The 450-nt window shown below is 68.4% G+C and carries 1 protein-coding gene; it reads right to left on the bottom strand.

The annotated features are described in order from the left end of the window. Window positions 1-450 (bottom strand): trigger factor (locus C5L13_RS28425; protein ID WP_245571529.1); only part of this gene is annotated, 450 nt, incomplete at both ends.

Below are 450 nucleotides of genomic sequence, written 5' to 3'. Positions count from 1 at the left end.
TGTCCGCAGCGTCGGCGTCGGCGTCCTCGGAGGCGACCGGAGTGGCGTTCTCACCGTCGGCGGCGTCGGCGGCCTGCGCCTCGTCCTCGTCATCGCCGGTGTCGACGGCGGCGTTCAGGTCGACGACGTTGCCCGCCGTGTCCTTGACCGTGGCGGACTCGAGAACGGTGGCGAGCGCCTTGCGGCGAGCGACCTCACCCATGATGGCGGGCACCTGGCCCTGCGCGTCGAGCGCCTGCGCGAACGTGTTCGGGTCCATGCCGTACTGCTGCGCCGACATGATGAGGTACTCGATCAGCTCGTCCTGGCCGACCTGGATCTCGTGCTTCTCGACGATCTCGTCGAGCAGGAGCTGCGTCGCGACCTGCTGACGCGTCGATTCGGAGACCTCGGCGCGGTGCTCGTCATCGTCGAGACGGTTCTCGCCCTCGAGGTGGTTCGTCACCTCTT

The organism is Neorhizobium alkalisoli (genome assembly GCF_002968635.1).
In the GTDB taxonomy this organism is placed as follows: domain Bacteria; phylum Pseudomonadota; class Alphaproteobacteria; order Rhizobiales; family Rhizobiaceae; genus Neorhizobium; species Neorhizobium alkalisoli.
Note: the sequence above shows the minus strand (reverse complement) of the source record. Positions and strands in the feature narration are given on the sequence as shown.